The sequence below is a fragment of the Streptomyces sp. AC512_CC834 genome (genome assembly GCF_019049325.1).
Classification (GTDB): Bacteria; Actinomycetota; Actinomycetes; order Streptomycetales; family Streptomycetaceae; genus Streptomyces.
Genome location: NZ_JAGMUO010000065.1, coordinates 402,999 through 426,460, shown reverse-complemented (window position 1 = coordinate 426,460; position 23,462 = coordinate 402,999). Strand labels below are relative to the sequence as shown.

The window sequence follows — 23,462 nt, the reverse complement described above, 5'->3', positions numbered from 1 at the left end:
CCATGGGTGTCGTCATCCTCCTCGTCATGGCGGCCGGCGTCGCCGCGATGCTCACCCGCAAGCTCCCCACCGCCTTCGCGCTGGTCCTGCTGGCCGTGGTCATCGCCTTCGTCTCCGGCGCGCCCCTGACCGGTGAGAACAGCGTTCTGGACACGGTGCTCCAGGAGGGCGCACCGGCGCTCGCGGCGACCATGGTCGCCATCATCCTCGGCTCCTGGCTGGGCAAGCTGCTCGACGAGACCGGCATCGCCGGGACCCTCGTCCGCAAGATCGTCGAGTTCGGCGGCGACCGGCCCACCGTCGTCGCCCTCGGTGTGCTGGCCGTCTCCGCGCTCGTCGGCACGGTCACCGGCTCGGCGCCCGCCGCGATGCTGGCCGGCATCATCGGCATCCCCGCCATGGTCGCCGTCGGCGTGCCGAAGGTGACGGCCGCGGGCACCGTGCTGATGGGTATCGCGGTCGGAGTCCCCTTCGAGCTGCCCGTCTGGCAGTTCTTCTCCACCGCGCTCGACCTGCCGATCGACACCGTCCGCGACTTCATGGTGAAGCTGTTCCCGTTCGCCCTGGTCGCCGCCGTCGCCTACGTGGTGATCGAGAACCGGCGGCGCGGCACCGAGCACGCCTGGTCCCTCAAGTCGGTGGCCGCGCGCCCCGCCTCGCGCCGCGAACGCCTCGGCGACGCACCCTGGTACGCGCTGCTCGCGCCCGTGATCCCGCTGGTCCTGGCCCTCGGCCTGGAAGTGGCGATCATCCCCTCCATGCTGGCCGGCGTGCTCTACGCGCTGGTCACCACCACGCGGCCCGGTGAGATGAACAAGCGGCTGCTGCGCACCCTGTACGGCGGGTTCGAGGTGGCCGCGCCGCCGCTCGCCCTGTTCGTGGCGATCGGCATCCTGCTCGCGGCCGTCAAACTCCCCGGTGCCGTCGACGCGCTGGAGCCGCTGATGAAGGCCGTCAGCCCGCACAACCCGGTGCTGTTCGTCGTCGTCTTCACGCTGCTGGTGCCGCTGTGCCTGTACCGCGGCCCGCTCAACGTGTTCGGTCTCGGCGCCGGCATCGCGGGCGTCCTCATCGCCACCGGCATCTACCCGGCCGTCGCCGTACTCGGCATGGCCACCTCGTACAACCAGGTCTTCGGCGTCGCCGACCCGACCAGCACGCAGACCGTGTGGGCGGCGCAGTACGCGGGCGTCAGTCCGCAGCAGGTCATGGTCCGCACCCTGCCCTACGTGTGGCTGGTCGCCCTGGGCGGCATGTGCGTCACCGCCGCCCTGTACGTGTGACATCCCTCTTTCCCAAGGAGTCGACGTGCACGAGCCGCACCTCGACCGCCGTCTTTTCCTGAAGGGCACGGCCGTCACGGGCGCCGCCCTCGCCCTGGGCGCCACCACCGCGCCCACCGCGTCCGCCGCGCCCGGCGGATTCCCCGACTACAAGTACGTCCGTACCCTGCTGACCCCGTCCCAGCTCGCCTACAACCCCACCGGCGAGATCATCTTCCCCACCGTCCGGGGCGTCTACGACCGGCTGCCCGCGAGCGGCCGGCTCGGCCGGTACTACCTGTACTACGCCCCGCACGACGCGCCCGGCGGCATCTGCCTGGCCTACGGGGACTCGCTGGAGGGCCCCTTCACGGAGTACCCGGACAACCCGATCGTGTCGAACAAGTGGTCGCCGCACTACTCCGTCAGCCACGTCTCCTCGCCGCACGTGATGTGGCACGCCGGCGAGAAGGAGATGTGGCTGTACTTCCACGGCGAGAACACCACGACCAGGCTCGCCCGCTCCGGCGACGGCATCCACTTCACGTACGACAAGGTGGTCCTGAACACCTCGATGCTGCCGTCCGGCACCACGGAGACCTCCTACGCGCGGGTCTTCCCGCACGAACTGACCTCGCGCGGCGCGCACTACGTCATGGTCTTCATGCTCAACAACAAGAGCGACCACCGCGACATCGGCTGGGGCTGGTCCGCGGACGGCCGCGACTGGACGTTCTCCCAGGAGCCCCTCGTGCGTCACAGCGACGTCGGCGCGGTGAACGTGGGCGGCCCGCACCTGCTGCACCGGAACGACAGCACGTACGTCGTCTACAACAAGGACAAGGAGAGCGGCGGCGACCTGATGATCACCGAGGTCGGCAACGACTTCTCGCTCCGCAGGCACCTGGGCGTCTTCTACAACTCCCGTGGCTCCGCGCCGGAGAACGGCCGTGCGGCCGCGCCGTCCTTCGGCACCGACCACGGCGTCCCCTACATGATCTACGAGGCGGGGGAGCGCCTGGCGGGTTCGATCGCGATGGCCCGCGGCTGACGGCACCCGGTTCGCCGCCGCGCACGACAGTGGGGCCGCCCGTCCGGATCGGACGGGCGGCCCCACTGTCTTATCGCCGGGTGCCTCAGGCGACCGGCGCCGGGTCCTTGCCGGTCGGCGCGGCGGGGCCCTCGCCCGACTCCTCGGCCAGGCGCTCCATGCCGCTGGTGGTCTTCAGCGGCTTCTCCTTGATGAACACCACGGCCGCCAGCGCGAGCAGCGCGAACGGTGTGGCCATGAGGAACAGGTCGGCCGTGGCGACACCGTAGGCGTGCTCGACGATCGTCCGCATCGGTCCGGCCAGGGTGGACATGTCGGGAACGCCGCTGCTGCCCGAACCCTCGCCGCCCGAGGTGTTGACGCCCGCGTCGCGGAGTCCGTCGGCGATCTCGTCGGTGACCCGGTTGGCGAGGATCGCGCCGAGGACGCTGACACCGATGGTGCCGCCCATGCTGCGGAAGAAGGACAGCACGGAGGTCGCGGCGCCCAGTTCGGAGGCGGGCACGTCGTTCTGGGCGGCCAGCACCAGGTTCTGCATCAGCATGCCGACGCCGACACCCAGGACCGCCATGTAGAGGCTGAGCAGGCCGAAGCTCGTCCGGTCGTCGATCGTGGACAGCAACCCGAGGCCGACGGCCATGGTGAGTGCTCCCGCCACCAGGTACCGCTTCCACACGCCGGTCCGGCTGATCACCTGTCCGGCGACGGTGGACGACACCAGCAGACCGAGGATCATCGGCAGGCTCATCAGACCCGCGACGGTCGGCGACTTGCCGAGGGAGACCTGGAAGTACTGCGAGAGGAAGACGGTCCCGCCGAACATGGCGACACCGACCAGGAGGCTGGCGACGGTGGTCAGGGTGACCGTGCGGTTCTTGAAGATGCCGAGCGGGATGACCGGCTCGGCGGTACGGGCCTCGACGAACACCGCCGCGACCAGCACCAGCACACCGCCGCCCGCGAGGGCAGCGGTCTGCCAGGACGCCCAGTCGAACTCGTTGCCCGCCAGGGACACCCAGATGAGCAGCGCGCAGACACCGGCGACGATCAGGAAGGCACCGAGCCAGTCGATGCGCACCTGGCGCTTCACGGTGGGCAGGCGCAGGGTGCGCTGCAGCAGGACGATGGCGAGCAGCGCGAACGGCACACCGATGAAGAAGCACCAGCGCCAGCCCAGCCACGAGGTGTCCACCAGGACACCGCCGACCAGCGGTCCGGCGACCGTGCCCACGGCGAAGACCGCACCGAAGATGCCCGCGTACTTGCCCAGTTGCCGCGGCGGGATGACGGAGGCCATCACGACCTGCGCGAGGGCGGTCAGACCGCCCGCGCCGATGCCCTGCACCACCCGGCTGAAGATCAGCAGCCCGACGCCGTGCGAGAAGCCGGCCAGCAGCGAACCGACCACGAACATGCTCAGTGAGAGCTGGAGCAGCAGCTTCTTGTTGAACAGGTCGGACAGCTTGCCCCACAGGGGCACCGTCGCGGTCATCGCCAGCAGTTCGGAGGTGACGACCCAGGTGTAGGCGGACTGGCTGGCGCCCAGGTCGGCGATGATCGTGGGCAGTGCGTTGGACACGACGGTGCCCGCCAGGATCGCCACGAACATGCCGGCCATTAGGCCGGACATGGCCTGGAGTATCTGCCGGTGGCTCATGGAGGTGGGAGGCGCGTCGGCGGGCGCCTGGATTGCGGTCACGACATCTCTTTCGGTGGTGGTCCGGTGGTTCGCGAGCCCGGCGCGGAGGCTACGCGGAGGGTGCCGGGAGACCGGCGGCGAGGAGGGTGAACACCTCGTGGAAGACGTCCAGGAAGGCTGCCTCCTCCTGATGGGCGGACCAGTGGTCCACGCTGGTGCGCACCGCGGCACCCGCCACGGCGGCCAGCAGTCGCGGGTACAGCCCGGGACCGGTGTCGTCTTCTGTGGCGCCGGCTCCGCGCAGGCGTTCGGCAACGGCGTCGGACAGGTCGGCCTCGGCCGCCATGTGTGCCCCGACACCGCGCGCCAGGAGATGCGGCGAGGCGTGCAGCACCTCGGCGTGCAGCCGCCAGAGTTCGTGCTGCTGTTCCGCCTCGGCCAGTTCCGCCGCCATGGCCTCGCGCAGGGCCGCCAGCGGGGAGAGTTCGGCCGGTGCGTCCAGGACGGCGCGCCGCATACGCGCGCCCGCCTCCGCGTCGATCACGACGAAGGCGTCGTCGCGGGTGTCGAAATAGTTGAAGAAGGTCCGTACGGACACCCCGGCCGCGGCGCTGATCGCCTCGACGGTGACCTTCTCCGCCCCGTGTTCGGCGGCGAGCCGTACCGCGGCCTCGGCCAGAGCGGCACGCGTGGCCCGCTTCTTCCGCTCCCGCAGACCGCCCCCCGCGGAACTCTTCTCCGACATGAGTTGCATGGTATGCAAAGATGCACGGCATGCAAAATTGGCGGGCGCCGACCCCGGAAAGGGATCGGCGCCCGCCGTCACCGTCGCGGTTCAGGCCGCCAGTCGTGCCAGCGTCTCCTCGAAGGAGGCCGCGTCCCCGGTGGGGCGATTGTGGGGCAGTCGGGCCAATGCTGCGGCCATGCCGCAGGTGTTGGTGACCCCGGAGAAGACGAGTCCCGCGCCTATCGCGCCGGACAGCCAGTGCGCGGGGCGCCAGAAGCGGCCCGCCACGAAACCGGCGGCGACGAGCGACCCGGCGGCGAGGCGCACCTGCCGGTCCATGGGCCATGCCGTACGCGTCCCGGCCGGACGCTCGACGGAGTGCCCGGCCGCCGCCCAGGCGCTCGTGCCGCCGTCGAGCGTGACCGCCTCGACGTCCCGCGCCGCCAGTCGCGTGCAGCCCTTGGCGGACCGGTTGCCCGAGGCGCACACGAGCAGTACCGGCCCGCGCGCGGCGGCTGCCGCCAGGGCGTCGGCGGCCTCGTCGAGGCGCTCCAGCGGAATGTTGTGCGCGCCGGGCAGATGTCCGCCGGCGTACTCGCCCGGGGAGCGGACGTCGACGACGGTGAACTCGGCGAGGCGGGCCGCGGCCTGCCCCGTGGTCAGGGTGGTGGCCGGCCGGATGGGAGTGATCACGGTGGGAGACCTTTCTCGTTGCTCGTCCCCCGCACGGTAGGATACCTGCGGGGGTATGTGAGGAGCGGTGGGGCATCGGTGAGGGATTCGGGTGGAGGAGGAGCGGAAGCGTGGAACTCGACATGTCGGCCGACGAACTGAAGTCGGCGCTGAACCGCCTGCGGCGCGCCCAGGGGCAGCTCGCCGGAGTCATCCGGATGATCGAGGAGGGCCGCGACTGCGAGGACGTGGTCACCCAGCTCGCCGCCGTCTCACGGGCCCTGGACCGAGCCGGTTTCTCGATCATCGCCACGGGACTGCAGCAGTGCATGACCAGTGAGGACCCCGAGGTGCGGGACTCGGCGCAGATGCGGGCCCGGCTGGAGAAGCTCTTCCTCTCGCTGGCCTGACGCCCGCCGTGCGCGCCCGGCGGGTCACAGTACCGCCGTCGCGCCCATCGCCACGGCGACGGCGAGCAGCAGGGCACCGAAGACGCGCCGCAGCGTCCCGGCGGAGACCTTCGCGGCCAGCCGCCTGCCGTCCCATGCGCCGAGGACGGCGGTGGCGAGGAACGGCAGGAGCAGTGCGAGGTCCAGGTGTACGGCGGTGTACGCCCGGGCCGCGAGCGCCACCAGCGCGTTGGCCGCGACCACCAGGAGGCTCGTGCCCACCGCCGCGCCCATCGGCACCGCGAGCACCGTCACCAGCGCGGGAACCGCGAGGAATCCGCCGCCGACGCCGAGGAACCCGGTCACGGCGCCGAGACCGGCACCGGCACCGACCGCCCCGGCCCCCGACACGGTGCCGTCCCCGCGAGGTGTGCGCCGGCGCAGCATGTGCAGGCCGGCCAGCGCGGCCAGGGCCGCGAACAGCACCGTCAGCACCGCCTCCGGGACCCGCGAGGACAGGGCGCCGGCCCCGGCGGCGGGCAGTACACCCGCGGCGGCGAACAGCAGTCCGGCCCGCCACCGCACGGCCCCCGCCCGGGCGTGGGCCACCAGCGCGGTGACCGATGTGACGATCACCACGACCAGACTCGCGGTGGTCGCCGCCGCCGGGGTGAAGCCGAGCAGGTAGATGAGCGCGGGCACGGTGAGGATGCTGCCGCCCGCCCCCAGCGCGCCCAGGGCGACGCCGGCCACGGCACCGGCGAGCAGGGCCAGGATCAGCGGCGTCATGCGGCGGTGGCGTCCGGGGACGTCACGAGCGGGAGACCGGCCTCGGCCGCCGCGGCGAAGCCGTCGTCGACCGCGACCACCTCGCGTCCGGCGGCGTCCAGCACGGACGCGGCGACGGCCGCCCGCATCCCGCCCGCGCAGTGCACCCACACCGTGCCCGGCGGCACCTCGTCGAGGCGTCGGTGTATCTCGTGGACGGGCAGGTGCACACTGCCCCGGACCCACCCGTGGGCGCGCTCGGCGGCCCGGCGCACGTCGACGACCACCACCTCCTCGCCGTCCCGCCGCGCCGCGGCCAGCCCGGCGAACGTGGCACGCCGGAACGAGGCCGGCCGGGCCCCGTCCACGATCCAGTCGGCCGGGGAGCCGACCGCCGCCGCGACCGGCCGGTCGATGCCCACCCGGGCCAGTTCACGCTGGGCGCGGGCCACGTCGTCCGCGCTGTGCGCGAGCAGCGTCACCGGCCTGCCCCACGGGATGAGCCAGGCCAGATAGGTCGCGAGCTGTCCCGCGACCTCGAAGTTGACCGACCCGGCGACGTGACCGGCGGCGAAGGCCACCCGGGAGCGCAGGTCCACGACCCACTCCCCGGCGGCCAGGCGCCGGGCGATCTCGTCCGCGTCGGCACGCCGGGGCTCGGTCAGGTCCAGGGGAGCGGGTCCTTCGGTGTTCACCGGCGCCATGTGGGCGTAGTAGGCGGGCACGTCGTCCAGCCCCGCCAGCAGCTCCCGGACGAAGGTCTCCACGTCCTGGACCAGCGCCGGGTTGGCGGCCCGCTCGGCGCCGACGGTGCTGCGCTCGCCGCCGGAGGCGGCGGAGGAGGAGCAGAAGCTGCCGAAGCCGTGCGTGGGCAGCACGCTCACCCCGTCGTCCAGCTCATCCGCGAGCCGGTGCGCCGAGGCGTGCTGCGCGCGGGCCAGCTCCCCGGTCAGCCGCGGCTCCACGAGGTCGGGCCGGCCCACGGTGCCGATCAGCAGCGAACCGCCGGTGAACGCGGCCACGGCCCGCCCCGCCTCCTGGAGGACGTACGCGGTGTGGTGCGGGGTGTGGCCCGGCGTGGCCACCGCGCGGAGCCCCAGCCCCTCGTCGAGCGCCTCCACGTCGCCGTCGGCCACCGCCACGCGCGCGTACGCCACCTCGGCCCCGGCCGGCACCAGATAGCGCGCGCCGGTCAGGCGGGCCAGCTCCAGGCCGCCGGTGACGTAGTCGTTGTGGACGTGGGTCTCGGCGACGGCGGCGATCCGCACCCCGCGCCGGGCGGCCGCGGTGATGACGCGGTCGATGTCCCGCGGCGGGTCCACGACCACGGCCGAGCGGGTACCTCCCGCCAGGTAGCTGCGGTTGCCCAGCGACTCGGTCTCCAGGACGTCGACAAAGAACACGGCACACTCTCTTTCCGTAATTACCCCCAGGGGTATATCTCTCCCGGCCACCGTAACAGATATACCCCTGGGGGTATTCTTGGGTATTCGGTAGGTGATCGCGACGCCGTGGCCCGTCGCACCGCCGGCCCGGCGCCGTGCCGCGGGTTCTGGGCAACTCCTGCGTATGACACCAAAGTTGGGGTACACGGTGCACCGGCACGGTCGGCACCAGGGTCGGCGCCGGTGACGGCCGTGCTGCCCGCGCCACACACCGCCGCCTGCCGTCCCCGGGGCGCCGGCCGCTCCGTGACCCGTTCGGGACGCGACGTGACCCGGACGGCCCTCCCGGGTACCTGCCCGGTCGGCGCGGGGTTGGGATGTGCACGGGCACCCCGTGCCCGCGCGCCCCGACCGGCTGTCCCGACACGGAAGGACCACCGATGTCCGTCGACACGCAGCAGGCGGCCGGCGAGCTCGCCGACGAGGAGCTGGCCGGCCCGGACGTCAAGCCGCGCCTGCTCGGCCACTGGGGCACCTCACCCGGCCTCGCCGTGCGCGCGGCGGCCGTACGGCAGCGGAGGGAGGACGTCCGGCTGCGGCACCACGACCGGATCCGCGAACACGGCGTGGACCTGCCCGAGGTCGCCGACTGGACCTGGGAGGGCTCGCGATGACCGCGACCCCGTCGACCTGGGACTACGACCACTACAACGCCTCGGAGGAGCGGCTGCGTGAATCCCTGTGCACCCTCGGCAACGGCTACTTCGCCACCCGCGGCGCCCTGCCCGAGTGCGACGCGGACGACACGCACTACCCGGGCACCTATGTGGCCGGCTGCTACAACCGGCTCACCTCCGCCGTCTCCGGACGAGAGGTGGAGAACGAGGACATGGTCAACCTCCCCAACTGGCTGCCGCTGCGCTTCAGGCCCGTCGCAGGGGACTGGCTCACGCCGGACACCGCCGAGGTGCTCGACCACCGCCAGACCGTGCACCTGGACACGGGCGTCCTGGAGCGGCGCACCAGCTTCGGGCTCGCGGGGGGACGCGTGCTGTCCGTGCGCCAGTTGCGCCTGGTGCACATGGCCGACCCGCACCTCGCCGCCCTGCGCACGCAGTTCACGATCGACACCGGCGCCGTCGACCTCGAGGTGGAGGCGGCCCTGGACGGCGGCGTCACCAACTCCGGGGTGCCGCGCTACCGGGACCTGGACGGCCGCCACCTGACCCACGTGCACACCGACAGCGCGGCCGACGACACCGTGTGGCTGCGCTGCCGCACCCGCACCTCCGACATCCGGGTCGGCATGGCGGCCCGCACGACCGCCGACGCGCCGGTCACCGCGGCGCGGGAACACCTGTGCGTCACCCAGCGCACGACCCTGCGCGCCGAACCGGGGCGCACCGTCACCGTCGACAAGGTCGTGGCCCTGCACACCTCACGCGACCCGGCGATCAGCGATCCGCTCCAGGCCGCCGTCGACCGGGTGGCCGACGCCCCCGGCTTCGACGAGCTGATGGTGTCGCACCGCAGGGCCTGGGCTCAGCTCTGGCGCCGCGCCGAACTCGACGTACCCGGCGAGGCGGGCAGCATCCTGCGCCTGCACCTCTTCCACGTGCTCCAGACCCTCTCCCCGCACACCGCAGACCTCGACGTGGGCGTACCGGCGCGCGGACTGCACGGGGAGGCCTACCGCGGCCACGTCTTCTGGGACGAGCTGTTCGTGCTGCCCTACCTGAACCTGCACTTCCCCGAGGTGTCGCGGGCCCTGCTCCACTACCGGCACCGCCGCCTGGAACGGGCCGTGCACGCCGCCCGCGCGATCGGCAGGCGCGGCGCGCTGTACCCCTGGCAGAGCGGCAGCGACGGCCGCGAGGAGACCCAGCAACTGCACCTCAACCCGCGCTCCGGCCGCTGGCTCCCGGACCACTCGCACCTCCAGCACCATGTGGGCTCGGCGATCGCGTACAACGTGTGGCAGTACTGCGAGGCGAGCGGCGACGCCGAGTTCCTGCACACCAAGGGCGCCGAGATGCTGCTCCAGATCGCTCGCTTCTGGGCGGACTCCGCCACCTGGGACGAGCAACTGGGGCGCTACCGCGTCCGGGGCGTCGTCGGCCCCGACGAGTACCACGAGGGCTACCCCGGCGCCGAGCGGCCGGGCCTCGACGACAACGCGTACACCAACGTCACCGCCGCCTGGGTGCTGACCCGCACCCTGGAGGTGCTCGGCGACCTGCCCGAACCCCGCCGCCGCGAACTCGTCGAGCGCACCGCCCTGGGCGACGACGAACTCGAACAGTGGGACAGCGTCTCCCGCACCCTCCACATCCCCTTCCACAACGGCGTCGTCAGCCAGTTCGACGGGTACGGCGACCTCGCCGAACTCGACTGGGAGGGCTACCGCGAGCGGTACGCCGACATCCGGCGCCTCGACCGGATCCTGGAGGCCGAGGGCGACAGCGTCAACAACTACCAGGCGTCCAAACAGGCCGACGTCCTGATGCTCGGCTACCTGTTCTCACCGGCCGAGCTCCACTCGCTCTTCGAGCGGCTGGGGTACCGCCTCGAGGAGCGGACCTGGCAGCGCACCGTCGACCACTACCTGGCCCGCACCAGCCACGGCTCCACCCTCAGCGGACTCGTGCACGGCTGGATCCTGGCCCGCGCCCGCCGCGCCGAGGCCTGGGCCTACTTCCAGGAGGCACTCAAGGGCGACGTCGCCGACCTCCAGGGCGGCACCACCGGCGAGGGCATCCACCTCGGGGCCATGGCGGGCACCCTCGACCTCGTCCAGCGCGGACTGACCGGCCTTGAGACCCGCGCCGGCGCCCTGTGGCTGGACCCGGTGCCGCTGCCGGAGCTGTCCTCCTACGGATTCGCCATCCGCTACCAGGGCCACTGGGGGGTACGGCTCCGGCTGGAGCACGGGCGACTGGAGATCGCCGTGCCCGCGGCCGGTCCGCTGCCCATCGACGTCCGGCTGCCGGACCGCGAGGTGCGGCTCAGGCCGGGCGACACCTGCCGGCTGGCGCTCCCGGACTGAGTGCGGGAACCGTCAGCCCGCCAGGGGATAGGTCACCGTGCGGGGGGCTCCGTCCGGCCTGCCGTCGGTGTAGGTGAGGGTGATCCGGGTGTAGTGCCGTTGGCCCGTGTCCTGCTCCCCGGCCCGCGGCCGGTCGAGCCGGACGGTCACGGGATACGAGTGGAAGGCGCCCGCGGCGCAGTAGGGGTCGCAGTCGTTGACGGCGTTGGTGCCCCGGCCCACCGCCGCGTTCGCGTCCCAGCGGTACCAGTGCATCGAGACCAGGCGGCTGTTGCCGTCCCCGCAGGCCAGTATGTACGCCTCGGGGCGTACCTGCGGCTGCCCGGCGCAGTCGGTCAGTACCGGATCCTGCGTCTGCTGGGTGCGTGCCGCGGCCGGCGCCGACGGTGCGGCCGAGGCCGTGCCCAGGGGTACTGCGAGCGCGGCGGCGGCACAGAGTGTGACCGCCGCCCTCATCGGGTTTCTGCCCATGTCTGCTCCCGGCCGTCTCGGGGTCGCTTGTCTCCGCTTCCCGTTTCCCCGTACCGACCGTACGACCGTGACCACGAACGCACCACTCGTACGGAGCAGTGACCGGGACACCGGGGCCCGGACCTGGCCGTTCCCCGGTCACCCGGTTCGTGCGACAAGACGCCGATTGCATCCGCCGTGTGGTCCTCGCGGCGGTCCGCAACCGCCGTCGCCGCCCCGGTGTCTCATGCCGTCGAGAACGGCGCCCCAACAAGGCGACCCATCCAGTGGAGGACCGCGGTATGCCTACGACGACTGCTCCGACCACCGCCGCCCCGACGTGCTCGCGCTCCCGCGACACCCGGGGCGACTTCCTGCTCCAGCCGCCCAACCCCGCCGAGCGCGTCCCGTGCCGCGTCGACCCCGTCGACCTGCGCCGCCTCGACCTGCTCGCCCTGCTGACCGCCGCCGGTATCGCGCCCTCCGCCGGGGACCGCGCCGCCATCGAACAGCTCAGCGAACTCCCCGGCAGCGTCCACACGGCACTTCACCGCTGGCTGGAGCAGGCCTACGGGTTCTGCCGCTGAGATCAGAACTCGACGGGGTCACGCACCAGAGGACACGTCATGCAGTGCCCGCCGCCGCGCCCCCGGCCCAGCTCCGCGCCCACGATGGTGACGACCTCGACCCGGGCCTCGCGCAGCAGCGCGTTGGTCAGGGTGTTGCGGTCGTAGGTGAACACCACGCCGGGTTCCACCGCGACGGCGTTGTTGCCGCTGTCCCACTGCTGGCGTTCGGAGGCGTAGGCGTCACCGCCCGTCTCCACCACCCGCAGCGACGAAAGCCCGAGCGCCTTGGCGACGACATCGACGAAGGGCGTCGCGCCCTCGTCGACGATGTCGAAGCCGGGAGCCCGGTCGCCGGGGCGCAGCGAGAAGGTGTGCACCGCGTCCATGATGCGGGGGTAGAGGGTGACCACGTCGCGGTCGGCGAAGGTGAAGACCGTGTCCAGGTGCATGGCGGACCGCAGCCTCGGCATCCCGGCGACGACGACGTGTTCGGCGGCCCCGCTGCGGAACAGGGCGGCGGCGACCTGGGTGATGGCCTGCCGCGAGGTGCGCTCGCTCATGCCCATGAGGACGACTCCGTTGCCCACCGGCATGACGTCGCCGCCCTCGAGGGTGGCCTGGCCCCAGTCGAGTTCGGGGTCGCCCCACCACACCGTCGAGCCCTTGAAGTCGGGGTGGAAGGTGTAGATCGCCTTCATCAGCAGGGTCTCGTCGTGCCGCGCGGGCCAGTACAGCGGGTTGAGGGTGAGACCGCCGTACAGCCAGCAGGTGGTGTCCCGCGTGTACAGGGTGTTGGGCAGCGGCGGCATCAGGTACTCGCGCGCACCGGTGGACTCGCGGGCCAGGGCGAAGTGCGGGGAGCGGAAGTCCTCCGGCAGGTCGCTGGTGGCGAGCCCGCCGACCAGGTACTCGGCGAGTTCCCTGGGCGAGAGGGTCTCCAGGTAGGCGCGGGTGGCGTCGATGAGGCCGATGCCGACCCGGTTGGCCACGATCTTCCGGTCCAGGAGCCAGTCCTTCGCCTCCGGGATGCCCATGATCCGGGCCAGCAGGTCGTGCAGCTCCACCACCTCCACCCCGCGCCGGCGCAGTTCACCGACGAAGGCGGCGTGGTCGCGCTGGGCGTTCTCCACCCACATGACGTCGTCGAAGAGCAGGTCGTCGGAGTTGGTCGGGGTCAGCCGCCGGTGCGCGAGTCCGGGGGAACACACCAGCACCTTGCGCAGCCTGCCGACCTCGGAATGGACGCCGAGCGCGGGCTTGACGACGGTCTCGTTGCTGGTCACACGGCCTCCTTGAAGGACGACTCACAGACTGATCCACCCGGCCGCCAGGGCGACGAGACCGAGCACGGCACCCACCACGGAGACGGCCAGGACGACGAGTTCCCCGGGCGAGAACAACCGCCGGCCCTGTTCCCGGCGGGCCATCACGAACAGGACGGTCGCCGGGGCGTAGAGGATGAAGGACACCAGGACGAACTTCAGGCCCGCCGCGTACAGCAGGAAAGCGGTGTACAGGGTGGCGACCACACCGACGACCAGCTCGCGCCGCGAGGTGCGGCCGCCCTCGGTGCGCGGGTCCTCCCGGCCGCCGATCCGCACCGCGAAGGCCGCCGCCAGCAGATACGGGATCAGGGAGAGGGCACTGGTCAGATTGAGCGCGAAGTTGAAGGCGTCGTCCGAGAAACTGGTGGCGATCAGCACCACCTGGGTGAGCAGCGAGGTCATCAGCAGCGCGGGCACCGGCACGTCGACGGCGTTGGCGCGGCGCAGGAAGCGCGGCATGTCTTCGTCCTTGGCCGCGACGAAGAGCACCTCCGCCGCCATCAGCGTCCAGGCCAGGTAGGCGCCCAGCACCGACACGATCAGACCGACGCTGATGAACACCCGGCCCCAGGTGCCGACGGCCGCCTCCAGCACGCCCGCCATGGACGGCTGGCGCAGGCCGGCGATCTCGGCCATCGGCATGATTCCGTACGACACGATGGTGACCGACGCGAAGACCGCGAACACGCTGAGGAAGCCGAGCACCGTCGCCCTGCCCACGTCGGACCGTCGCTTGGCGTGCCGGGAGTAGACGCTGGCGCCCTCGACGCCGAGGAACACGAAGACGGTGGCCAGCATGGTGCCGCGCACCTGCGAGAACAGGGAGCCGGCGTAGTCGGTGCCGCCGAAGTTGTCCGCGAACACACCCGGGTCGAAGTACACCAGGGCCAGGACGACGAAGAACACGATGGGGATGAGCTTGGCCACCGTGACGACCTTGTTGATGGCCGTCGCTTCCTTCACACCGCGCCGGATCAGCCAGAAGAACGCCCACAGCCCGACGGACGACAGGACGACCGCGAGGGCGGTGTCCCCGTCGCCGAGGCCCGGCCAGATCGACCCGACGGTCGACATGATCAGGACCCAGTAGGTCACGTTGCCCACACAGGTGCTGGCCCAGTAGCCGAAGGCGGCGAAGAAGCCCAGGTACTCGCCGAAGCCCGCCTTGGCGTACGCGTACACACCGGCGTCGAGGTCGGGTCTGCGCACGGCGAGGGACTGGAAGACGAAGGCCAGCATCAGCATGCCCGTGCCGGCGACCGCCCAGGCGATCAGCGCGCCCGCGACGCCGGTCTCCTCGGCGAACCGCGCCGGCAGCGAGAACACACCGGCGCCCACCATCGAACCGACGACCATGGCGGTCAGGGTGAACAGCGGCAGCTTCGCGGTGTGCGGTGACGTGCTGTCGGTGTCGGAAGCAGCGGCCTGCGACATGCCGTCCCTCCGGATGGCTGAGCGATTGTGACCACTGTGCATCACGAGGTGGCTTCGGGCATCTTGTCCGAGCCCCGGTTCGTCGGCGTCCAGCACCCGGCCCTCGCCCCGGCCCCGGAGGGAAGGAGCGGAGCACGCCCTCGCGGTCAGCCGTGCAGGGCGAGGTACGGGGCGAGTGCGAACAGCGTCGTGATCAGGGCGTACTTGAGATGGCGCGTGGGCAGCGCGTGCGCGATCCGCCAGCCCAGCAGCACCCCGGCCAGCTCGGGGACGCCGACCAGCACCGCAAGCGGCCAGTCGACGGCCCCGTGGGCCACGTAACCCAGCGTCCCCACACCGGCGATGACGACGGACTGCGCCTGGGCCGAGGCGAGGGACTCCAGTACGGGCACGCCCAGAGCCACCAGCAGCGGGACCGTGAGCATCGGTCCGCCGATCCCGACGATCCCGGCCGCGACGGCCACCGCGAACCCCAGCCCGGCCACCACCGCCGTAGTGGGGTGTGCCCGCGAAGTGGCCGTGCCGCGGCGCTCGCGGAACCACACCAGGCCCGCCACTGTCGCCACGAACACACCGAGCACCAGCCCGAACATCCGCTTGGACACGTACGAGTTGACCATGACGCCGAGCGGGGTACCGGCGACGGCGCTCACGGCCAGGACCAGCGCCGTGCGCCGGGTCCGGGGCTCGCGCAGTTGCCCGGAGCGCGTGTAGGCGGCGCTGGCGAGGGCCCCGGTGGCGACATGGGTGACGACGGCCGTCCCGGCGACCTCCGCCGGTGTCAGGCCGGTGAGGGCGAACAGACCGATCGTGGGCAGCACCCCGCCCGGCCCGACGGCCGTGATGCCGACCCCGCCGACCAGCCCCAGCAGCCCCAGAGCGATCAGCACGGGCACGCTCACACCGGCCCTCCACGGTGGAGCGTGGAGCGCAGGGTCATCCGGTCCGCGCGGATGCGGATCGACTCCACGTCCACCGGCCGGCCGTCCGCCAGTCGCGTCAACCGCTCCAGGGCGAACACCGCCGCCCCCGCCCCGATCCCCAGCAGCTCAGCCGTGCCGGGGTCCGCGTTGACCGCGTGCACGGCCACTTCCGCACGCCCGAGCCGGGCCCCCGCGGCCTCCTCGATCAGGCCGAACACATCCCGGTCCGCCAGGTCGCCGACGAGCACGGCACGGCCGATGTCCGCGGTCAGATAGCTGGTGTCCAGCGACAACGGCAGTCCGTCGAGCCATCGCAGCCGCTCCACGTACACGCCGCCCGCCTCGGCCGGCACGTCCAGCCGGGCGGCGATCGCGGCGGGCAGGACGGGCACCTCCTCTGCGGCCCGCACCTCGTTGGTCACGGTGCCGCGCCCGGTCAGCTCCTCGCCCAGGCCGGTCAGCCGGTCAAGACCGTGACCGTACTTCGACAGCGCCACCGTCGTCCCGACCCCGCGCCGCCGGGTGATCAGCCCCTCCTGGCACAGCAGGGCCAGCGCGTCCCGTACGGCGTTGCGCGAAGCGCCGAACCGGCGGCCCAGCAGCCGCTCGTCCGGCAGCACGCCGTCGGCGAAGGCGCCGTCGGTGATCTGCTGCCGCAGCACATCGGCCAGTTGCCGGGCCCGCTCGGCGCGCGGCCGTCCCACGTGGTGGTCCATGCCGCCCACGGTAGCCCGAACCATGTTTCGCCGACGTTACGCCACCCTCATTGACCTGCGAAAACGACTGACCTGCGGGTTCGTTGGGAGCGGCGTGCACTTCGCCACCCGGCCCGCGGGACGCTCACTGCGCGGTGCGCAGATCCGCGCCGCGCCGGGCCAGGTTGAGGACCCCCACGACGATCAGTGCCACACCGAGCAACTGCGGCACGACCCACCAGCCGCCGCGCACGTCCTCGCGGTACAGCACCACACCGAGCAGGAGGCTCACCGTCGCGTCGCCCAGGGTGAGGGCCGGCTGGGAGGCGACGAGCGGGCCGCCCTGCATGGCGTGCTCCAGCAGGAGCACGGCGCACACACCCACCGCGGCGAAGCCGTAGGTCTGCCAGGCCGTCAGGAAGCCGAGCACGCCGTCGGCGCTCAGGACGCGCATGGAGTCCTTCATCAGAGCGGCCGTCAGCGCGTAGCACACCGCGGTGGCCGCGCCGATGCACCCGGCGCGGGCCTTGCCGACGGGGCGCCTGAGGCCCGCCGCGGCCAGCAGCACGGCCGCCCCGCCACAGGCCGCCAGCGCGGGCACCCAGCGGTCCAGGGGCACGTCGGCCTTGCCGCCCCCCGGCGCGGCGGAGGCCAGCGCGACACCGAGCCCCACGACCACCGCGCCGACGGCGAGCCACATGACCTCCGGCAGCCGGTTGCCGGTCAGCAGCGAGGCCAGCAGCAGGGCCAGCGGAAGCTCCAGCACGAACAGCGGCTGTACGAGTGACAGCGGCCCCGTCGCCAGCGCGACCGCCTGCCCCACGCCGGCCACGACGACGGCCAGCATGCCGCCGAGCCACACGGGCCGCCGCAACAGGTCGAGGACGAGCCCCGGGCGGAACCCCTGGGACTGCGGCACGCTCAGCGCGGCACGCCGTTGGAGCACGGTGGCCAGCGCGTTGCTGAACGCGGCGAGGAGTGCGAAGAGGACCGGCAGGACGACACCCATCCACCGATACTCACCCCGTTTCCCCCCGGCCGCGCGCCGCACCGCGTCCGGGGTACGGGTGTGCTCAGCTACCGCTCCGCGCGGCCGGGGCCGCCTCGGCCGCGGTGTCCGGCTTCGGCTTGGGCGCGGTGGCGTCGGTGGCGGTGGCGGTGTAGTAGACCGAGGTGCCCTGCTTGGTGCGCTGGGCCTGGTTCTTGGCGACGAGTCCCTCGAGCGTGGTGCGCACGACCGTGGTCTTGACGGTGCGTCCGGAGTGGGCCTCGCCCAGCGCCGTGGTGACCTCGGCGGCGGAGCGCGGCTCACTCTGCTCGGTGAGGTGGTTGCGCACCAGCTCGACCAGGGTGGGCCGGGCGGCGGCCGGTGCCGGCGCCTTCTTCGCCGCCGGCTTCCCGGCGGCCTTCGCGTCCGTCTTGGTGGCCTTCTTCGCCTCCGGCTTCGCGTCCGTCTTGGCGACGGACTTGGCGGCCGGCTTCGCGTCCGTCTTCGTGGCCTTCCTCGCCGCGGGCTTCGACGCGGGCTTGGCGCCCGGCTTCGGGGCGGCGGCACGCTTGGGCGCGGCGGCGGCCCTCTTGTTCCGCGTCCGCCTGCCCGTCGCCGTTTCCGCGGCGGCGCTGTCGCGCGGCGCGGGCACTGCGGCCGTCCCGGTCACGGGAGCGCGTTCCGGTGCGGTGACGGACTGGGTCGGCGGGGAGGTGATGCCGAGGGCCTGCTGCATGTTCACCAGCAGGCCGTGGTCGTGCTGGAGCGCGGCCAACTGCTGCTGGAGGGCGGTGATCTCCGCGCTGACACGTTCCTGCTCCTTGACGTTGCGCTCCAGGTCGTCGGTCACCTGGACGCTGTACTGCGACGCCAGTTCGGTGGCGGACTGCATCGTGCTCTCGGACATGGTGTTGACTCTCCTCGATTCGCGGCCGTGAAGGCAGACGGGCAGCCCCAGTTGTTGTCCTGTTCGCTGCCGAGCCGGTATACCACGTATGGCCGCCACCATGGTATGTGCCGCCGCAACCCAGTGCGTGTGTTCGGAGCACGGGGACCCGGCGGTCACCCGCCCTCGGGCACCTCCACGACCTTGCCGTCCTTGTCGACGGTGTGTGTCTGCCAGTAGGTGTCCCACTCGTCACCGACGTGCTCCGGGACCTTGCCCTCGGGGTAGCGGGTGTAACCCTCCGGCGGGTCCTCGTCGTTGGGCACACATGCGCTGCCGGTGCCGCCGATGGTCATGACCGGGTACTCGCCACCGCCGCAGCTCGCCTCCTGCATGGAACAGCCGGCCAGGACCGCCGAGGCGGCCACGCAGGCCAGGACGAGGCCGCGGACGGACGGTGTGGTGCGGCCGGCGCGCACGCTCGACGATCGGTGAACTCGCTTGCTGGTACGCACGGTTGGCTCCCTGTGGATGGCTGGTATGGCAATCCTCCCCCGACGGGGGGAAGCCCTTCATGAGTACGGGTACTCAATCGGACGAGCCCTACTGCCCGGCACGGGCGGCCGAACGGTCCACCCGGCGCGCGGCCGCCCGCGCCTCACGCTCGGCCCCGGACACCGCGTCCGCGGCCGTACGGTCCCGCTCCCCGGCCTCCCGCCGTTCCCGTTCGGCCCGGTCCAGGTCCTCATGTGCCGCACGCAGCCGCTCCTCGGCGGCGGCCACCGCCTCACGGAAGCGGCCGAGTTCGTCGTCGGCCCGCCGGAGCGACTCCCGCGCGTCCGCCTGCTCCGCGTGTGCGTCGCGCAGTTGCCGCGAGGCACGTTCGGCCTCCTGTTCGGCCCGCGCGAGTTCCTCCCGCCGCTTGCGGCGCCGCTCGGCGAGTTCGTCCCCGGCCCGGGTGCCGGACGCGGGGCGGGGGGACTTCCGGGGCGGAGCCGATTCGGGTGGTGCGGGGTCGGCCGGTGCGGTGCCCGGGGGAAAGGCCGAGGGCGGGGTGAGGGAGACCTCCAGGCGGCCCCCGGCCCACTGGTCCGCGGCGCCGGCGTCCGCGAGTGCCGCGCGCAGGGTCGACTCGACCTCCCGCTGTGCCGCCTGCGAGAGCCGGTGCCCGGCCTCGTCCGCGAGCTGTGCGGCCTGCCGGGACAGGGCGGAGACGATGCGCCTGCGCTGCGCCGAGAGTTCCTTGAGTCCTGCGGCGTCCAGGGTGCGGTGGGCTTCGCGCAGTGCCTGCCCCAGCTCCAGGAACCCCCGGGTCTCCTCCGGCCGGGCGCGCGCCAGCAGATTCGCCGCCCAGGCCGCGAGCGTGGGCCGGCGGGCGGCGTGGATACGGCGGGCGTCCTCCTCGCGACCGGCCGTTCTGGCGGCCGCGGCCCCTTCCTCACGGCGGGAGACGAAGCCGGACGGCGGCGTGCTGTAGAGCTCGTCCAGGACCTGCTCGACCGCTCCCGCCTCGTGCCCGCCGGTCTCCCGACGGCGCCCGCCCTTGCGCTGCATGACTCTCCGCCTCCGTCCTCGCCACGATCACTGCGATCACCACGTTCACTGAGCCCCCTACGACCGCTACGACCGCCCGGACTTCGGCGCGGGCGACCGCGCCGCCGCCTCCTCGTCGTCGTAGACGAGCAGGCCGTCCGTCCGCAGCCGGGCGCCCGGGGTGGGGGAGTGGGCCGTCAGGCGGCCGTCGTGCATCAGGTGGTCCGCGGGCATGTCACGGGCCAGCACGGCGAAGTCGGCGATGAGGCGTCGGTGGCAGCGCCACCACACGGCCTCCCCGCACATGACCGCGGTGCGTTCCAGTGCCGCCCGCGCCAGCAACTCGTCCATGGCGGCGACGAACTCCGGCGAGCGGGTGTGTCCGGCGTACGCACGGAACGACGTGTTGCGCCAGATGACGTCGGGCGAGTCCGGCGCCGGCTTGCGGAACCCGCCCAGCCGCCTCTCCCAACGGTAGGCGAGGCCCTCCTCGGGCATCCACTCCTGCAGCCGGTCCCGCAGCAGGTCGGGGTCGCGGCGGCTGCCGGGGGCGGTCCTGACGTCGACCACGGAGGTGACACCGGCACCGCGCAGCAGTCCGGCCAGCTCCGCGCGGCCGGCGGCGCCGTGCCCGAACGTGACCAGATGAGGCTGGGACATGTGGTCGGGGTCCCCGTGTTGCCTGCGCTCATGCCTCTGCCGTCAGGCGAAGGTGCGCCGGTAGGCGTGCGGGCTGACACCGGTGGTGCGCTTGAAGCGGTCGCGGAAGGCCGTGGGTGAGCCGAAGCCGACCTGGGCGGCGATGCGCTCCACGGAGTGCGGTGTCGTCTCCAGCAGGTGCTGTGCCTGGCGGACCCGGGCACGGTGGAGCCACTGCAGCGGGGTGCTGCCGGTCTGCTCCCGGAAGCGGCGGATCAGCGTCCGCGTGCTCACCCCGGCGTGGGCGGCGATGTCGGCGAGGGTGAGGTCGCGGGCCAGGTTCTCGCGCAGCCAGGTGAGCAGGGGTTCGAGGGCGGATCCGCGGGGCACGGGCGTGTAGTCGTGGACGACGAACTGCGCCTGACCGCCTTCGCGTTCGAGGGGCATGACGGACAGCCGGGCGGCGTGCGCGGCGACCGCCGAGCCGTAGTCGCGCCGGATCATGTGCAGGCACAGGTCAAGACCCGCGGCGGCCCCGGCCGAGGTGAGGATCTGCCCGTTGTCGACGTACAGGACGTCCGGGTCGACCTCGACCTCCGGGTGCGCGCCGGCCAGGGCGTCGGCGGCGATCCAGTGGGTGGTGGCGCGCAGACCGTCGAGCAGCCCGGTGGCGGCCAGTGGGAAGGTGCCCGAGCAGATGGACGCGATGCGTGTGCCGTTGCCGGCGGCCGTGCGCAGCGCGTCGTGGACAGCGGGGGAGAGCGAGTCGGTGGCGGTGGCCGTACCGGGCACGATGATCGTGTCCGCGTCCCGCAGCCCCTCCAGTCCCCAGGGCGCGCGCAGCGTGAACGCGCCCGCGTCGATCTCGGGCCGCTCGGCGCACACGCGGATCCGGTAGCCGGGGCGGCCGTCGGGGAGCCGGGTCCGGGTGAAGACCTCGATCGGGGTGGATAGGTCGAACGGGATCACCCGGTCGAGCGCGAGAACGGCGACGGTGTGCATGGCCGGAAAGTACCTCGCCGCGGGACGCCGATCCGCGGCTGTGGCGTTTTCCCGTTGAAAGCCGTCACTCCTGCCACATGAAGCTGAACCGGGTTCCTGTCGGCGCGAGTGATTTGCCTAATGCGATTAGGCTAATGCACAATCGGTGAAGGAAGACGCGACGCAGCGAGACGCACCACCGCCGGAGGCGACATGAACACCGAGGACGACTGGATCACCACGCCCCTCACCCCGAACCTCCTGCGGGGCGCCCTCGACCTGGAGCGCACCGAGCACGGCCTGCTGCCCCACCGGCTGCCCGCCCGGGCCCGCGCGCAGAACACCGACGGGCAACTGGCCATGGCAGAGTCCCAGCCCTCCGGCGTACGCCTGGTGCTGCGCACCCGGGCCACCGCCCTCGAACTGGACACCCTGCCCACCAAGCGTCACTACGTCGGCGCGCCGCCGCGCCCGGACGGCGTGTACGACCTGCTCGTCGACGGCCGTCCGGCGGGCGGGGGCAGTGTCACGGGCGGCAACACCCTCACCATCGACATGGCCGCCGGCACCGCGGTCGTCGAGCCCGGCCCGGTCGGCACCCTCCGCTTCGCGGACCTGCCCGAGGGCGGCAAGGACATCGAGATCTGGCTGCCGCACAACGAGACCACCGAACTCGTCGCCCTGCGCACCAACGCCCCCGTCGGCCCCGCCCCGGACCCGGGCCGCAGGGTCTGGCTGCACCACGGCAGCTCGATCAGCCACGGCTCCGACGCGGCGAGCCCCACCACCACCTGGCCCGCGCTCGCCGCCTCACTCGGCGGCGTCGAACTGGTCAACCTGGGCTTTGGCGGCGGCGCCCTGCTCGACCCGTTCACCGCACGGGCCATGCGCGACACCCCCGCCGACCTGATCAGCGTCAAGATCGGCATCAACGTGGTCAACGCCGACGTCATGCGCCTGCGTGCCTTCGGCCCCGCCGTGCACGGCTTCCTCGACACCATCCGCGAGGGCCACCCCACCGCCCCGCTGCTGGTCGTCGCGCCCGTCCTGTGCCCCGTCCAGGAGGACACCCCCGGCCCCCTCGCTCCGGACTTCGCCGGCCTCGCGGAGGGGCGAGTGCGGTTCGTCGCCACGGGTGACCCGGCGCAGCGCGCGAGCGGGAAGCTGACCCTGAACATCATCAGGGACGAGCTGGCCCGGATCGTGGCCGTGCGGGCCGTGGACGACCCGAACCTGCACTACCTCGACGGCCGCGAGCTCTACGGGGAGGCCGACGCCGCCGACCTGCCCCTGCCCGACGCCATCCACCCGGACGCGGCGACCCACCGCCTCATGGGCGAACGCTTCGCCAGGCTCGCCTTCGCCGGACAGGGGGCCTTCAAGGGCTGACCCTCAGGTCGCGACGACCGAGACCACCGCGGCGAAGCGCCGGGCGACCTCCCGCCAGACCGGCTCGGCCGCGGGCTCGTCGAGTTCCGCCCGGCGGGTGAGTTCCACCGGGTCCAGCCCACGGGCCCGCATCCGACCGGCGTCCCACGACTTCACCCGGTCCGCCCCCGCCTCGGGGTGGAACTGGACGCCCCACGCCCGCTCGCCGACCCTGAACGCCTGGTACGGGCACCGCTCGCTCGCCATCAGCCAGGTGGCACCGGGCGGCAGGGCGGTGACGGCGTCCACGTGGTGCTCGACCGCCGTCACCCGCGCCGGCAGCCCTCCGAAGAGCGGATCGGCCCCGGCCTCGGACCGCAGGGTCAGCGAGGTGCTGCCGAACTCGGGTTCGCCGTGTTCACCCCGGACCGTGCCACCCGCGACCCGGGCGAGCAACTGCCCGCCGAGGCAGATCCCGAAGACCGGGGTACCCCGCTCCACAGCGTCGGCCACCAGTGCCCGGGTGGGCGCGAGCCAGGGAGCGCGCGCGTCGTCGTCCGGCAGATAGCCACCACCGAGCACCATGACGCCGTCGTGCTCCGAACGCCCAGGGAGCGGCTCTCCGGCGTACGCGTGCACCACGTCCAACGACAGCCCGTCCGCGGCCAGCCAGTCGCCGAACCGGCCCGCCCCGCCGCCCCGATGGTTCTGCACCACCAACAGCCGCGACAT

Annotated in this window: 24 protein-coding genes; 7 read left to right on the top strand and 17 right to left on the bottom strand. The window is 72.7% G+C overall.

The window, feature by feature from the left end:
- Nucleotides 1–2 precede the first annotated feature (2 nt).
- Together KUM40_RS24075 and KUM40_RS24070 are read left to right on the top strand one after the other, a co-directional pair.
- A complete protein-coding gene (locus tag KUM40_RS24075) occupies nucleotides 3–1,283 on the top strand; it encodes a TRAP transporter large permease subunit (protein ID WP_217168176.1) in 1,281 nt (426 codons plus the stop codon).
- A 25-nt stretch (nucleotides 1,284–1,308) separates the two neighbouring features.
- Nucleotides 1,309–2,313, top strand: a complete 1,005-nt coding sequence (locus KUM40_RS24070) for a twin-arginine translocation signal domain-containing protein (protein WP_217168175.1) — start codon at nucleotides 1,309–1,311, stop codon at nucleotides 2,311–2,313.
- A gap of 85 nt (nucleotides 2,314–2,398) precedes the next feature.
- On the opposite strand, the gene KUM40_RS24065 is transcribed toward KUM40_RS24070, so the two are convergent.
- The 3 genes from KUM40_RS24065 to KUM40_RS24055 form a co-directional block, all read right to left on the bottom strand.
- Nucleotides 2,399–4,012 (bottom strand): MDR family MFS transporter, encoded by a 1,614-nt coding sequence (locus tag KUM40_RS24065; RefSeq protein ID WP_217168174.1) that lies wholly within the window; start codon nucleotides 4,010–4,012, stop codon nucleotides 2,399–2,401.
- A gap of 49 nt (nucleotides 4,013–4,061) precedes the next feature.
- Nucleotides 4,062–4,706: a TetR/AcrR family transcriptional regulator gene (locus KUM40_RS24060; protein WP_217168173.1), complete on the bottom strand. Its 645-nt coding sequence runs from the start codon at nucleotides 4,704–4,706 to the stop codon at nucleotides 4,062–4,064.
- Between the two features lie 81 nt (nucleotides 4,707–4,787).
- Nucleotides 4,788–5,360 carry a rhodanese-like domain-containing protein gene (locus KUM40_RS24055; RefSeq protein WP_217168584.1) on the bottom strand — a complete coding sequence of 191 codons (573 nt, stop codon included), beginning with the start codon at nucleotides 5,358–5,360 and terminating at the stop codon, nucleotides 4,788–4,790.
- A 122-nt stretch (nucleotides 5,361–5,482) separates the two neighbouring features.
- On the opposite strand from KUM40_RS24055, the gene KUM40_RS24050 reads away from it, so the two are divergent.
- Nucleotides 5,483–5,761 carry a metal-sensitive transcriptional regulator gene (locus KUM40_RS24050; RefSeq protein ID WP_102930309.1) on the top strand — a complete coding sequence of 93 codons (279 nt, stop codon included), beginning with the start codon at nucleotides 5,483–5,485 and terminating at the stop codon, nucleotides 5,759–5,761.
- A gap of 24 nt (nucleotides 5,762–5,785) precedes the next feature.
- Here the strand turns inward: KUM40_RS24050 and KUM40_RS24045 are convergent, their stop codons facing one another.
- Together KUM40_RS24045 and KUM40_RS24040 are read right to left on the bottom strand one after the other, a co-directional pair.
- Nucleotides 5,786–6,529: a sulfite exporter TauE/SafE family protein gene (locus KUM40_RS24045; RefSeq protein ID WP_217168172.1), complete on the bottom strand. Its 744-nt coding sequence runs from the start codon at nucleotides 6,527–6,529 to the stop codon at nucleotides 5,786–5,788.
- Complete coding sequence (locus KUM40_RS24040; RefSeq protein ID WP_217168171.1) at nucleotides 6,526–7,911, bottom strand: rhodanese-like domain-containing protein; 1,386 nt, start codon at nucleotides 7,909–7,911, stop codon at nucleotides 6,526–6,528. Before KUM40_RS24040 ends, KUM40_RS24045 begins: the two co-directional genes overlap by 4 nt.
- 422 nt (nucleotides 7,912–8,333) lie before the next feature.
- Between KUM40_RS24040 and KUM40_RS24035 the strand changes: the two genes are divergently transcribed.
- Complete coding sequence (locus tag KUM40_RS24035) at nucleotides 8,334–8,567, top strand: hypothetical protein (protein WP_217168610.1); 234 nt, start codon at nucleotides 8,334–8,336, stop codon at nucleotides 8,565–8,567.
- The gene (locus KUM40_RS24030; protein WP_217168170.1) at nucleotides 8,564–10,939 is read left to right on the top strand and encodes a glycoside hydrolase family 65 protein; all 2,376 of its coding nucleotides are present in this window, start codon (nucleotides 8,564–8,566) and stop codon (nucleotides 10,937–10,939) included. Before KUM40_RS24035 ends, KUM40_RS24030 begins: the two co-directional genes overlap by 4 nt.
- A 12-nt stretch (nucleotides 10,940–10,951) precedes the next feature.
- Here the strand turns inward: KUM40_RS24030 and KUM40_RS24025 are convergent, their stop codons facing one another.
- The gene (locus KUM40_RS24025; RefSeq protein ID WP_217168169.1) at nucleotides 10,952–11,410 is read right to left on the bottom strand and encodes a hypothetical protein; all 459 of its coding nucleotides are present in this window, start codon (nucleotides 11,408–11,410) and stop codon (nucleotides 10,952–10,954) included.
- 281 nt (nucleotides 11,411–11,691) lie between these two features.
- On the opposite strand from KUM40_RS24025, the gene KUM40_RS24020 reads away from it, so the two are divergent.
- Nucleotides 11,692–11,976, top strand: a complete 285-nt coding sequence (locus KUM40_RS24020) for a hypothetical protein (protein WP_217168168.1) — start codon at nucleotides 11,692–11,694, stop codon at nucleotides 11,974–11,976.
- A 2-nt stretch (nucleotides 11,977–11,978) separates the two neighbouring features.
- Here the strand turns inward: KUM40_RS24020 and KUM40_RS24015 are convergent, their stop codons facing one another.
- From KUM40_RS24015 to KUM40_RS23970, 10 genes are all read right to left on the bottom strand, one after another.
- Nucleotides 11,979–13,241 carry an arginine deiminase gene (locus KUM40_RS24015; protein WP_217168167.1) on the bottom strand — a complete coding sequence of 421 codons (1,263 nt, stop codon included), beginning with the start codon at nucleotides 13,239–13,241 and terminating at the stop codon, nucleotides 11,979–11,981.
- Between the two features lie 21 nt (nucleotides 13,242–13,262).
- Nucleotides 13,263–14,717, bottom strand: coding sequence for a basic amino acid/polyamine antiporter (locus tag KUM40_RS24010; RefSeq protein WP_217168166.1), 1,455 nt, complete (start codon nucleotides 14,715–14,717; stop codon nucleotides 13,263–13,265).
- Between the two features lie 146 nt (nucleotides 14,718–14,863).
- Nucleotides 14,864–15,619: a sulfite exporter TauE/SafE family protein gene (locus tag KUM40_RS24005; RefSeq protein ID WP_217168165.1), complete on the bottom strand. Its 756-nt coding sequence runs from the start codon at nucleotides 15,617–15,619 to the stop codon at nucleotides 14,864–14,866.
- Complete coding sequence (locus tag KUM40_RS24000; RefSeq protein WP_254395526.1) at nucleotides 15,616–16,356, bottom strand: GntR family transcriptional regulator; 741 nt, start codon at nucleotides 16,354–16,356, stop codon at nucleotides 15,616–15,618. The genes KUM40_RS24005 and KUM40_RS24000 overlap by 4 nt, the downstream gene beginning before the upstream one ends.
- Nucleotides 16,357–16,480: 124 nt before the next feature.
- Nucleotides 16,481–17,344: a DMT family transporter gene (locus tag KUM40_RS23995; protein ID WP_217168163.1), complete on the bottom strand. Its 864-nt coding sequence runs from the start codon at nucleotides 17,342–17,344 to the stop codon at nucleotides 16,481–16,483.
- Between the two features lie 64 nt (nucleotides 17,345–17,408).
- A complete protein-coding gene (locus KUM40_RS23990; protein WP_217168162.1) occupies nucleotides 17,409–18,230 on the bottom strand; it encodes a BlaI/MecI/CopY family transcriptional regulator in 822 nt (273 codons plus the stop codon).
- Nucleotides 18,231–18,385: 155 nt separating this feature from the next.
- Nucleotides 18,386–18,724, bottom strand: a complete 339-nt coding sequence (locus KUM40_RS23985) for an SCO0607 family lipoprotein (protein ID WP_308401219.1) — start codon at nucleotides 18,722–18,724, stop codon at nucleotides 18,386–18,388.
- Between the two features lie 88 nt (nucleotides 18,725–18,812).
- On the bottom strand, nucleotides 18,813–19,763 hold the full coding sequence (locus KUM40_RS23980) for a hypothetical protein (RefSeq protein ID WP_217168161.1): 951 nt from the start codon (nucleotides 19,761–19,763) through the stop codon (nucleotides 18,813–18,815).
- Nucleotides 19,764–19,829: 66 nt separating this feature from the next.
- Nucleotides 19,830–20,402: a DUF488 family protein gene (locus KUM40_RS23975; protein ID WP_217168160.1), complete on the bottom strand. Its 573-nt coding sequence runs from the start codon at nucleotides 20,400–20,402 to the stop codon at nucleotides 19,830–19,832.
- Nucleotides 20,403–20,444: 42 nt separating this feature from the next.
- A complete protein-coding gene (locus KUM40_RS23970; RefSeq protein ID WP_217168159.1) occupies nucleotides 20,445–21,383 on the bottom strand; it encodes a GlxA family transcriptional regulator in 939 nt (312 codons plus the stop codon).
- Between the two features lie 192 nt (nucleotides 21,384–21,575).
- On the opposite strand from KUM40_RS23970, the gene KUM40_RS23965 reads away from it, so the two are divergent.
- Nucleotides 21,576–22,751 carry a GDSL-type esterase/lipase family protein gene (locus KUM40_RS23965; protein WP_217168158.1) on the top strand — a complete coding sequence of 392 codons (1,176 nt, stop codon included), beginning with the start codon at nucleotides 21,576–21,578 and terminating at the stop codon, nucleotides 22,749–22,751.
- Nucleotides 22,752–22,754: 3 nt separating this feature from the next.
- Here the strand turns inward: KUM40_RS23965 and KUM40_RS23960 are convergent, their stop codons facing one another.
- Nucleotides 22,755–23,462 (bottom strand): type 1 glutamine amidotransferase, encoded by a 708-nt coding sequence (locus KUM40_RS23960; RefSeq protein ID WP_217168157.1) that lies wholly within the window; start codon nucleotides 23,460–23,462, stop codon nucleotides 22,755–22,757.

Excerpts from the sequence above, each read along its gene's own strand:
- KUM40_RS23965 (WP_217168158.1), top strand. The coding sequence starts at position 21,576 with ATGAACACCGAGGACGACTGGATCACCACGCCCCTCACCCCGAACCTC.
- KUM40_RS24060 (WP_217168173.1), bottom strand. The coding sequence starts at position 4,706 with ATGCAACTCATGTCGGAGAAGAGTTCCGCGGGGGGCGGTCTGCGGGAG.
- KUM40_RS24075 (WP_217168176.1), top strand. The coding sequence starts at position 3 with ATGGGTGTCGTCATCCTCCTCGTCATGGCGGCCGGCGTCGCCGCGATG.
- KUM40_RS23970 (WP_217168159.1), bottom strand. The coding sequence starts at position 21,383 with ATGCACACCGTCGCCGTTCTCGCGCTCGACCGGGTGATCCCGTTCGAC.
- KUM40_RS23960 (WP_217168157.1), bottom strand. The coding sequence starts at position 23,462 with ATGTCGCGGCTGTTGGTGGTGCAGAACCATCGGGGCGGCGGGGCGGGC.
- KUM40_RS24030 (WP_217168170.1), top strand. The coding sequence starts at position 8,564 with ATGACCGCGACCCCGTCGACCTGGGACTACGACCACTACAACGCCTCG.
- KUM40_RS24025 (WP_217168169.1), bottom strand. The coding sequence starts at position 11,410 with ATGGGCAGAAACCCGATGAGGGCGGCGGTCACACTCTGTGCCGCCGCC.
- KUM40_RS24020 (WP_217168168.1), top strand. The coding sequence starts at position 11,692 with ATGCCTACGACGACTGCTCCGACCACCGCCGCCCCGACGTGCTCGCGC.
- KUM40_RS24045 (WP_217168172.1), bottom strand. The coding sequence starts at position 6,529 with ATGACGCCGCTGATCCTGGCCCTGCTCGCCGGTGCCGTGGCCGGCGTC.
- KUM40_RS23975 (WP_217168160.1), bottom strand. The coding sequence starts at position 20,402 with ATGTCCCAGCCTCATCTGGTCACGTTCGGGCACGGCGCCGCCGGCCGC.
- KUM40_RS24035 (WP_217168610.1), top strand. The coding sequence starts at position 8,334 with ATGTCCGTCGACACGCAGCAGGCGGCCGGCGAGCTCGCCGACGAGGAG.
- KUM40_RS24010 (WP_217168166.1), bottom strand. The coding sequence starts at position 14,717 with ATGTCGCAGGCCGCTGCTTCCGACACCGACAGCACGTCACCGCACACC.
- KUM40_RS23990 (WP_217168162.1), bottom strand. The coding sequence starts at position 18,230 with ATGTCCGAGAGCACGATGCAGTCCGCCACCGAACTGGCGTCGCAGTAC.
- KUM40_RS24000 (WP_254395526.1), bottom strand. The coding sequence starts at position 16,356 with ATGGACCACCACGTGGGACGGCCGCGCGCCGAGCGGGCCCGGCAACTG.
- KUM40_RS23980 (WP_217168161.1), bottom strand. The coding sequence starts at position 19,763 with ATGCAGCGCAAGGGCGGGCGCCGTCGGGAGACCGGCGGGCACGAGGCG.
- KUM40_RS23995 (WP_217168163.1), bottom strand. The coding sequence starts at position 17,344 with ATGGGTGTCGTCCTGCCGGTCCTCTTCGCACTCCTCGCCGCGTTCAGC.